This window comes from Actinomadura montaniterrae (assembly GCF_008923365.1).
In the GTDB taxonomy this organism is placed as follows: Bacteria; Actinomycetota; Actinomycetes; order Streptosporangiales; family Streptosporangiaceae; genus Spirillospora; species Spirillospora montaniterrae.
This window is the reverse complement of sequence record NZ_WBMR01000317.1, coordinates 1-8297: the sequence shown is the minus strand read 5'-3', so window position 1 is coordinate 8297 and position 8297 is coordinate 1. Positions and strand designations below refer to the sequence as shown.

The 8297-nt window shown below is 76.2% G+C and carries 8 protein-coding genes; 5 read left to right on the top strand and 3 right to left on the bottom strand.

Annotated elements, in window-relative coordinates; all coding sequences use genetic code 11:
- On the top strand, nucleotides 1-723 hold a 723-nt coding region (locus F9B16_RS46835), incomplete at its 5' end, for an MFS transporter (protein WP_151546738.1).
- On the opposite strand, the gene F9B16_RS46830 is transcribed toward F9B16_RS46835, so the two are convergent.
- Nucleotides 714-2036, bottom strand: coding sequence for an FUSC family protein (locus F9B16_RS46830; protein WP_151546737.1), 1323 nt, complete (start codon nucleotides 2034-2036; stop codon nucleotides 714-716). The genes F9B16_RS46835 and F9B16_RS46830 overlap by 10 nt on opposite strands.
- A gap of 225 nt (nucleotides 2037-2261) precedes the next feature.
- A complete protein-coding gene (locus F9B16_RS46825; RefSeq protein ID WP_151546736.1) occupies nucleotides 2262-2795 on the bottom strand; it encodes a CGNR zinc finger domain-containing protein in 534 nt (177 codons plus the stop codon).
- Between the two features lie 79 nt (nucleotides 2796-2874).
- Between F9B16_RS46825 and F9B16_RS46820 the strand changes: the two genes are divergently transcribed.
- Entirely contained in the window at nucleotides 2875-3063 is a 189-nt protein-coding gene (locus F9B16_RS46820) for a hypothetical protein (protein ID WP_151546735.1), read from the top strand.
- Here the strand turns inward: F9B16_RS46820 and F9B16_RS46815 are convergent.
- The gene (locus F9B16_RS46815) at nucleotides 3060-4472 is read right to left on the bottom strand and encodes a type I glutamate--ammonia ligase (protein ID WP_225992573.1); all 1413 of its coding nucleotides are present in this window, start codon (nucleotides 4470-4472) and stop codon (nucleotides 3060-3062) included. The two genes, F9B16_RS46820 and F9B16_RS46815, sit on opposite strands and share 4 nt — an antisense overlap.
- 125 nt (nucleotides 4473-4597) lie before the next feature.
- Between F9B16_RS46815 and F9B16_RS46810 the strand changes: the two genes are divergently transcribed.
- From F9B16_RS46810 to F9B16_RS46800, 3 genes are all read left to right on the top strand, one after another.
- Nucleotides 4598-5707, top strand: a complete 1110-nt coding sequence (locus tag F9B16_RS46810) for an amidohydrolase family protein (RefSeq protein WP_151546733.1) — start codon at nucleotides 4598-4600, stop codon at nucleotides 5705-5707.
- A 71-nt stretch (nucleotides 5708-5778) separates the two neighbouring features.
- Nucleotides 5779-7167, top strand: coding sequence for an FAD-dependent oxidoreductase (locus tag F9B16_RS46805; protein WP_151546732.1), 1389 nt, complete (start codon nucleotides 5779-5781; stop codon nucleotides 7165-7167).
- A 56-nt stretch (nucleotides 7168-7223) separates the two neighbouring features.
- Nucleotides 7224-8297, top strand: a 1074-nt coding sequence (locus tag F9B16_RS46800) for a hypothetical protein (protein ID WP_225992572.1), incomplete at its 3' end; no start/stop codon positions are given.

Sequence of the window (8297 nt, the reverse complement as noted above, 5' to 3'; positions counted from 1 at the left end):
CTGGCCGCCGCCGGCGCCGGGGCCGCCGCCGGCGCCGGGGCCGCCGGGCTCGCCGTCCGCCGCGTCCCGGACCCGATGATCGACCTGTCGCTGCTGCGGAACCGGCTCTACGCGGCCAACGCGGCGGCGGCGTTCGCCTCCCACGTGGCGGGCGCGGGCGCCCTCGGCTACTTCTCGCTCTACGTCCAGGGCACGCTCGGGACCCCGCCCGCGGAGGCCGGGCTGTGGTTCCTCACCTACAGCCTCCCCGCCCTCGCGACGCCGCTGCTGCTCGGGCGGGTCGCGCACCGGTTCCCGCCGGCGGTCCTCGTCGCCCTCAGCCCCCTGCTGACCGCGGTGTCGTCGCTGCTCCTGCTGGCCGCCTGCCCCGCCCGGTCATGGCCGGCGATGGTGCCGGGATTCGTGGTGGGCGGCCTCGCCGGGGTCGGCAACCTCGTCTCCAGCCAGGTCGCGCTGGCGTCGGCGCCGCCGGAACGCGCCGGCGTCGCGGGCGGCATCACCAGCGCCGCCAAGCAGGTCGGGATCGCGGCGGGCGTCGCGGTGCTCGGCATCCCGTACCGGCTGGACGGCCTGGCCGCGATGCTCGCCACCACCACCGGGGTCGCCGTCCTCGGCGCGCTCCCCGCCCTGCGGCTGGTCCTCCGGCCGCAGGCGCGCGCGGACGCGGCGGCGACCGGCCCCGACCGCGCCCCGCTCCGGGCGCCTCAAGGCGGTCAGCGGTAGTAGTCGTCGGAGTCCCGGGCGGTCCGCTCCGCCGCGGCGGCGGCGGACGCGGCGGCCCGGCGCAGCTGGTGCCCCGCCTGCTGGACGACCCGGACCGGACGCTCCGGCAGGTGCCGGGTCGCGCCGCGGTGCCGCCGCCAGTGCTCGCGGGCGCGGGCCCGGTGCTCGACGCGCAGGTTCTCGATCAGCCGGTCGATGTCCATGGACACCTCGCCGTACAGCGGCCACAGGTCGCCCGCCGCGGCCCGCTCGTGCAGGCTGCGGGTGAGCCGCGAGCGCCGCTCGCGGGCGATGTCGACCCGCACCTCCAGCTCGTTCTCCGCGAGGTACGGGCGGGCGTCGGTGGCGAGGTCCGAGCGGGCCAGCCGGCCGTAGGCGGCGACGCTCGCGGCGATCCCCGCGAGCGCGTCGCCGAGCTGGCGGCGCAGCGTCGGATCGGTCAGCAGCCGCCCGCGCGGGCCGAGCCGCTCGTCGTCGGCCAGCGACCGGGTCAGCCCCCGCAGCGACAGCGTGAAGTGCTCCATCGTCTCGACGGCGTTGCGCAGCGCGACGCCCGCGTCGACCAGCCGCCGCGCCTGCGTACGCGGGTTCAGCCGGACGCTCTCCTCGGCGTCCCGGAGGTCCTGGTCGGTGCGGCCGATGTCGCGGGCGAACCGCTCCGCGTCCTCCTGCCAGCGGGCGGCCTCGCCCTCCACGGGGTCGCCCTGCAGCCCGTCGGCGATCTTCTGGATCAGCTCGCGGAGCTGCTCGGCGACGTCCTGGACGGCCTCCTCCGCGGGCCGCACCCGCACCGAGGGCACCAGGAACGTGGCGACCAGCCCGGTGGCGGCGCCGACCAGCGTCTCCAGGATCCGGTCGGCCGCGCCGGCGCCGCTGGACGCGCCCAGCGCGAAGATCAGCATCGCGCTGATCGGCACCTCCAGCATCTGGTCGCCGAGCCGCAGCACGTGCCCGATGATCAGGGCCGCGAGGATCGACAGGCCGAGGCTCCACCAGGAGAACCCCACCCCGTTGGAGAACAGGACCGCGATCATCACCCCGGAGGTGACCGCGCCCACCCGCAGCAGGCTGTGCTTGACCGTCTCGTAGACCGAGTGCTGGACGACCAGCAGCGCGGTCAGCGGCGCCAGCAGCGGTTTCGGGCCGGGCGGCAGCAGGGTCAGCGCGATCAGGTACGCGGCGACGGCGGTGAGCGTCAGCCGGGCGACCCGGTACACCGACGAGGGCGCCTCCGTCGCCACCTGGATCGGCGAGCGGACGGCGCGGCCCTCGCGGTCGAGGAGGCCCGGACGGCGGAAGAACGCTTGAGGCATCGGTGCACGGATGGGTCGGGGTCAGCGGTACGAGGGTCGGCATGCCCTTTCGGGCACCCAATACTCAAGGGGACGCCGATCCGCTTCCTTCCCGGCACCGGGTGAACTCCCGGCAAAGCCCGCGGCCGCCCCGCCGGAAGGCAAGGTCGCCCCGCCGGAAGGCCGCGATCGCCCCGCCGGAGGCCGCGGTCGGCTGCGCCTGGAGGCTGCGCCCGGGCGCGGGGGTCAGCTGCGGCGGCGGGCACGGAAGGCCGCGACGTTCGTCCGGTTCGCGCATCCCTCCGAGCAGAACCGGCGCCGCCCCGCCCGCGACGTGTCCGCGTACACGCGGTCGCATCCCTCGGCGTCGCAGACGCCCGTCCGGTCGATCCCGTGCTCGACGACCAGCTCCGCGAGGTGCATCAGCGTCGTCGCGCGGAACCGGTCCGGCAGCCGGGACGAGGGCGGCGCGTAGTGCATGTGCACGCCGTGCGGGTCGTGCTCGGCGAGGTGCGGATGCAGCGGCAGCTCCAGCATCAGCCCGTTGAGCAGCCGCATCGCCTCGTCGAGGTCGGGGGCGTCGAAGAACCGGCGCAGCGTCCGCCCCCACCGGCGGAACTCGTCGGCGTCGGCAGGTTCGAACTCGTGCCAGAAGAACCCGTTCGTGCGCAGCACCTCGCGCAGCGCGTCGGCGGAGTCGTCGCCGTCGGCGCTGGTCACGGCGTTGACCAGGGCGACGGCCGCCGCCACCCCGTGGCTCTTGTACCCGGTAATCCGCATTGCCCCGGCTCCCGATCCCGTGCCATCCTGTAAATGGCATCTTAATTTTAACCCTTACAAGCTTCCCTGAGGACGCGCTGTGGAGGATTGCCCGCACTGCGGCTGGCCCCGGTCCGAGGTCTACGAGGTACTGTCCCGGCACCTCACCTCCGAGGGGGTGGTGAGCTATGTCCGCTGCGCCTGCGGCGAACTGGAGGTGCGCGTCCAGCCGTTCGCGCCCGGCGCCGTCGTCGCCGGCGCGGCCGACCCGCCCGAGCCCGGCCGCTAGTGCCGCCAGCGGGTCGCGGCGGCGACGTCCTCCGGGGCGGCGCCGTCGAACAGCGCGATCTCGCCGCGCCGGACGGCCGCGACCGTGTCGGTCACCGCCTCGCCCAGCGCGTCCCGCAGGACCGCGTCCTCCTCGAACACCGCGACCGCCTCGGCGAGCGTGACCGGCAGCGGCCGCACCTCGCGCGCGGCGCGCTCCGCCTCCGGCAGCCCGGCCGGGTCGACGTCGACCGGGTCCGGCAGCGCGAGCCCCGCGTCCAGCCCGGCCCGCCCGGCCGCCAGCAGCGCCGCGAGCGCGAGATAGGGGTTCGCGGCGCCGTCGAAGCACTTGACCTCCAGGTTCGCGGCGCGGTCCCGCTCGCCCTGCGCGCCGGTGACGAACCGGAGCGCCGCCTCCCGGTTCTCCAGCCCCCAGCACGCGAACGCGCCCGCCCAGTGCGACGGGACGAGCCGCAGGTAACTGGCCACCGATGGCGCCCCGATCGCCAGCAGCGCGGGCAGGTGGTCCAGGATCCCCGCCGCGAACGCCTGCCCGGCGTCCGTCATCCCGCAGGGGCCGCCGCCGCCCGCCATCGCGTTCGCCGGGCCGTCCCCGGTGTCCTCCCGCCACAGGCTCAGGTGGACGTGCCCGCCGTTGCCGACCGAGCCCGCCACGACCTTCGGGGAGAACGAGGCGTGCAGGCCGTGCTCCAGCGACACCGCCCGGATCGTCTCCCGGACCAGGACGGCCGTGTCGGCGGCGCCGACCGGGTCCTCGGCCGCCACCGACACCTCGTACTGCCCGGCGGCGTACTCGGGGTGCAGCTGGTCGACCGACACGCCCGTCCGGTCCAGCGCGACGAGCAGCGCGCGCAGGTAGCCGGCCAGCTCGCTGACGCGGGTCATCCCGTACGCGGGGCCGTGGCAGGCGGGCGTGAACTCGTCCGGGGTGGTCGACACCGCCCACTCGATCTCGAACGCCGTCCGGACCGTCCAGCCGGCGGCGGCGAGCCGGGCGGTCTCGCGGCGCAGCAGCGCCCGCGCGTCGAGGGGGTGGACGGCGCCGTCCTGCGCGTACCGGTCGGCGGGGGCGTGCGCCCAGCCCGGCAGCGCCGCCAGCGGGACGAGCCGGTCCAGGTCGGGATGGAGCCGCAGGTCGCCGACCGGGCCGCCGACGTGCCGGCCGGACACGATCGAGTCGTCCAGCAGGAACACGTCGAACACCGGCGACATCCCGACGCCCCAGGTCGCCGCGTGCTCCAGCCGCCCGACCGGGACGGTCTTGGTGCGGGTGATCCCGCTGACGTCCACCCAGGTCAGCGCGACGGCGGCGACGTCCTCCCCGGCCAGCCGCCGGGCGGCCTCGGCCGCCCGGGCACCCCGCCGGGCGCGCTCGTGGCCGTCGAGGGCGGTGTCGAAGGTCTGTTCCACGGTGCGGCTCCCGGTCATGGCGGCGGACGCGGGCCTTCCGGCGGCGCCGGTGCCCGCAGAGGCATCGTAGGAAGAACGCCCCGCGATTTCAGGGACGCCGCCGCGTTTCCGGGGACGTACAGAGGGTGCTCGAATATCTGGAGTCGCTGCCCCTCATCGACCACCACTGCCACGGCGTGTTCGACGACGACCCGGACCGCGCGGCGTTCGAGGCGATGCTCACCGAGGCGGACACGGGCGGGCCGCCCGGGACGAGCATGTTCGACACGCAGGTCGGGTTCGCGCTGCGGCGCTGGTGCGCGCCCGTCCTGGACCTGGACGCGCACGCCGACCCGGACGCCTACCTCGCGCGCCGCGCCGAGCTGGGCGCCGCCGAGGTCAACCGCCGGTTCCTCGCCGCCGCCGGGCTGGAGGCGCTGTGCGTCGACACCGGCTACACGCCGCGCGCCCTGCTGGACCCGCCCGCCCTCGGGCGGCTCGCCGGGGCGCGGGCGCACGAGATCGTCCGGCTGGAGACGGTCGCCGAGCGGGTCGCGGCGGACGGCGTCGACGCGCACGGCTTCGCCGACGAGGTCCGCTCCCGCCTCGCCGCGTGCGCGCCGCGCGTCGCGGGCGCCAAGTCGATCGCCGCGTACCGGGCCGGGCTGGAGCTGTCGGGGGTGCGGCCGTCGGACGCGGAGGTGACGGGCGCGGCCGGGATCCTGCTGCGCCAGGAGGAGATGCGCGTCTGCGACGAGATCCTGCACCGCTTCCTCATCTGGTGCGCGGTCGACCTGGGGCTGCCGGTGCAGTTCCACGTCGGGTACGGGGACGTCGACGCCGACCTGCGGCGCGGCGACCCGCTGCTGCTGGTCTCGCTGCTGCGGGCCATGGACGCGGCGGGCGCCCCCGCGATGCTGCTGCACAACTACCCGTTCCACCGGCAGGCCGGCTACCTCGCGCAGGTGCTCCCGAACGTGTACGTGGACGCGGGCCTCGCCACGCACAACCTCGGGCACCGGGCGCCCGCGCTGATCGCCGAGCTGCTGGAGCTCGCGCCGTTCGGGAAGGTGCTGTACTCCTCGGACGCCTTCGGCCTGGCCGAGCTGTACCACCTCGGCGCGCTGCTGTTCCGGCGCGGCCTCGCGGGGTTCCTCGCGGGCGGCGTCGAGGACGGCGCGTGGGCGGCCGCCGACGCCGAGCGGGTCGCGGGGCTCGTCGCGTCCGGCAACGCCCGCCGCGTCTACGGCATCTGACACCGCGTCCGGCCGGGGCCGCCCGGCCGCCGCTCGCGGGTACGCTCGGGGACGATCTTCGGGAGGTGCCCATGGCAGGACGCGAGCGGCTGCTCGTCATCGGGGGCGACGCGGCCGGGATGAGCGCGGCGTCGCAGGCCCGCAGGCGGCGCGGCCCGGACGACCTGGACATCACCGTCGTGGAGCGCGGCCATTTCGCGTCCTACTCGGCGTGCGGCATCCCGTACTACGTCGGCGGCGCGGTCGACGACGCGGAGAAGCTGATCGCCCGGACGCCCGCGGAGTTCCGCGACCGCGGCATCGACCTGCGGCTGTGCACCGAGGCGACGGAGATCGACCTGGAGCGGGGGCGGGTCCGCGTCCGCGACGTGGACGGCGGGACCGAGACGTGGGAGCCCTACGACCAGCTCATGGTCGCGACCGGCGCGGTGCCGACCCGCCCGAAGCTGCCCGGCGCCGACGCGGAGGGCGTGTACGGCGTGCAGGTCCTGGACGACGGGATCGGGATCCGCCGCGTCCTGGAACAGGAGAAGCCGCGCCGCGCCGTCGTCGTGGGCGGCGGCTACATCGGCCTGGAGATGGCCGAGGCGATGGTGATCCGCGGCCTCGACGTGGCGATCGTGGACGGCGCCGAGCAGCCGATGAGCACGCTCGACCCGGACATGGGCGCGCTCGTCGCGGACGCGATCCGCGGCATCGGCGTCGACCTGCACCTCGGCGACCGGGTCGAGGGCTTCGAGACGGGCGCGGACGGGCGGGTGGCGGCGGTCCGCGCCGGAGGCCGCACCCTCCCCGCCGACCTGGTGATCCTCGGCCTCGGCGTCCGGCCCGGCAGCGACCTGGCCCGCGCCGCCGGGATCGAGACGGGCCCGACCGGCGGCATCGTCACCGACCGGCGGATGCGGACCCGGACCGAGCGGGTGTGGGCGGCGGGCGACTGCGTGGAGACCCGCCATCTCGTCTCCGGCCTGCCGGTCGCGATCGCGCTCGGCACGCACGCCAACAAGCAGGGCCGCGTCGCGGGGATCAACCTCGGCGGCGGCTACGCCACGTTCCCGGGCGTCGTCGGCACCGCCGTCTCCAAGATCTGCCACGTCGAGGTCGCGCGGACCGGCCTGAACGAGCGCGAGGCGGCCGCCGCCGGGTTCGACGCGCTGAGCGTCGTGGTCGAGTCCACGACCCGCGCCGGCTACCACCCGGGCGCCACCCCGATGAAGACCAAGCTGATCGCCGAGCGGCGCTCCGGCCGGCTGCTCGGCGGGCAGATCGTCGGCGAGGCGAACGCCGCCAAGCGGATCGACGGCCTGGCCATCGCGCTGTGGAACCGGATGACCGTCGAGGAGATGACCGGCCTGGACCTCGGCTACGCGCCGCCGTTCTCGCCCGTCTGGGACCCGGTGCTGATCGCCGCCCGCAAGGCCGCCGAGCGCGTCGAGGAGGACATGCGCCGCTCGCCGTGACGCCGGCTTGATCGTTTCGGTGCCGGTTTGTCGGTGATCTCCCCTACGGTGCCGTCATGAGCACGACGGACGCCGCGGCCGAGGCCCGCCCCGACGAGAACGCCCTGGTGCTGCCGGCCGCGTGGCTGCGCAGGCTGCACCCCCGCCGCGACCGGCCGCATGCCTGGCCGGCGGCCCGCCCCGACCGGAAGGCCGCCGAGACGGCCCGGGCGATGCTGGCGGAGTACCGGCCGCAGGTGGAGGAGGTGCTCGCGCTGCCGGGCACGCCGCCCGCGGTGGCCGAGGCCGGGCGCGCGCACCTGCGCGGCGAGCCCGACCCGGTCGGCGCCGCGGCCGTCGCCCTCGTCGCCGCGCCGCTCGGGCAGGTCGCGTACACGCGGCAGGACCCGTTCATGGACCAGTGGGCCGAGGAGCACGGCGTGGCGTTCGCCGCGTCCGCCTACGTCGCCCGCGCCGGGCTCTGGGCGCCCTTCGGCGTCGTCGGCATGGAACGGCGCTGGGAAGGGGTGCGCGAGCGCCGTCCCGAGGAGAACTGGTCCGGCGGATGGGCGCGGGAGGACGGTGCCCGGCGGCTGCGCGCCCTGCTCGCCACCGCGCAGGACGAGGTGTACGCCGAGGCCGCGGAGGGCCTGGCGCGCCATCGCGGCACCCTCCTGCAGAAGGCCCTCGCCTCCTACCTCATGCCCGACCGGCGCGGATGGTTCGCCGACCTGCTCGCCGACCCGGAGGCGACCTGGGCCGGTGTCTATCCGGGCGACCGGTGGCTGCTCCACTGCGCGGTGGCGGACCGCGCGGAGGCCGACGCGCTCGAGCTCGTCCTCGACTTCCAGAGCCGGAGCCCCGGCGTCATCACCAGCCTCGTCGACGGGATCGGCCCGGCGGCCCTGGACCTCCTGACCGACGGGCTCGACCAGCCCCACCTCGACGCCGACACGTCGCGCGCCCTGCTCGACGCGCTCGCCGTGCTGCCGGTGGACGCCGCGTTCCAGGCGCTGCTGGACCGGCTCGACCGCAAATACGCCGAGGCCGCGGTCCTGGCGGCGGCGCGGCGGTTCCCGGCGCGGGCGCTGCGGCTGCTCGCCGCCGCGGCGGGCGACCGTCCGGCGGCGGCCGACCTGCTGGCGGTGCAC

Excerpts from the sequence above, each read along its gene's own strand:
- F9B16_RS46805 (WP_151546732.1), top strand. The coding sequence starts at position 5,779 with ATGGCAGGACGCGAGCGGCTGCTCGTCATCGGGGGCGACGCGGCCGGG.
- F9B16_RS46830 (WP_151546737.1), bottom strand. The coding sequence starts at position 2,036 with ATGCCTCAAGCGTTCTTCCGCCGTCCGGGCCTCCTCGACCGCGAGGGC.
- F9B16_RS46825 (WP_151546736.1), bottom strand. The coding sequence starts at position 2,795 with ATGCGGATTACCGGGTACAAGAGCCACGGGGTGGCGGCGGCCGTCGCC.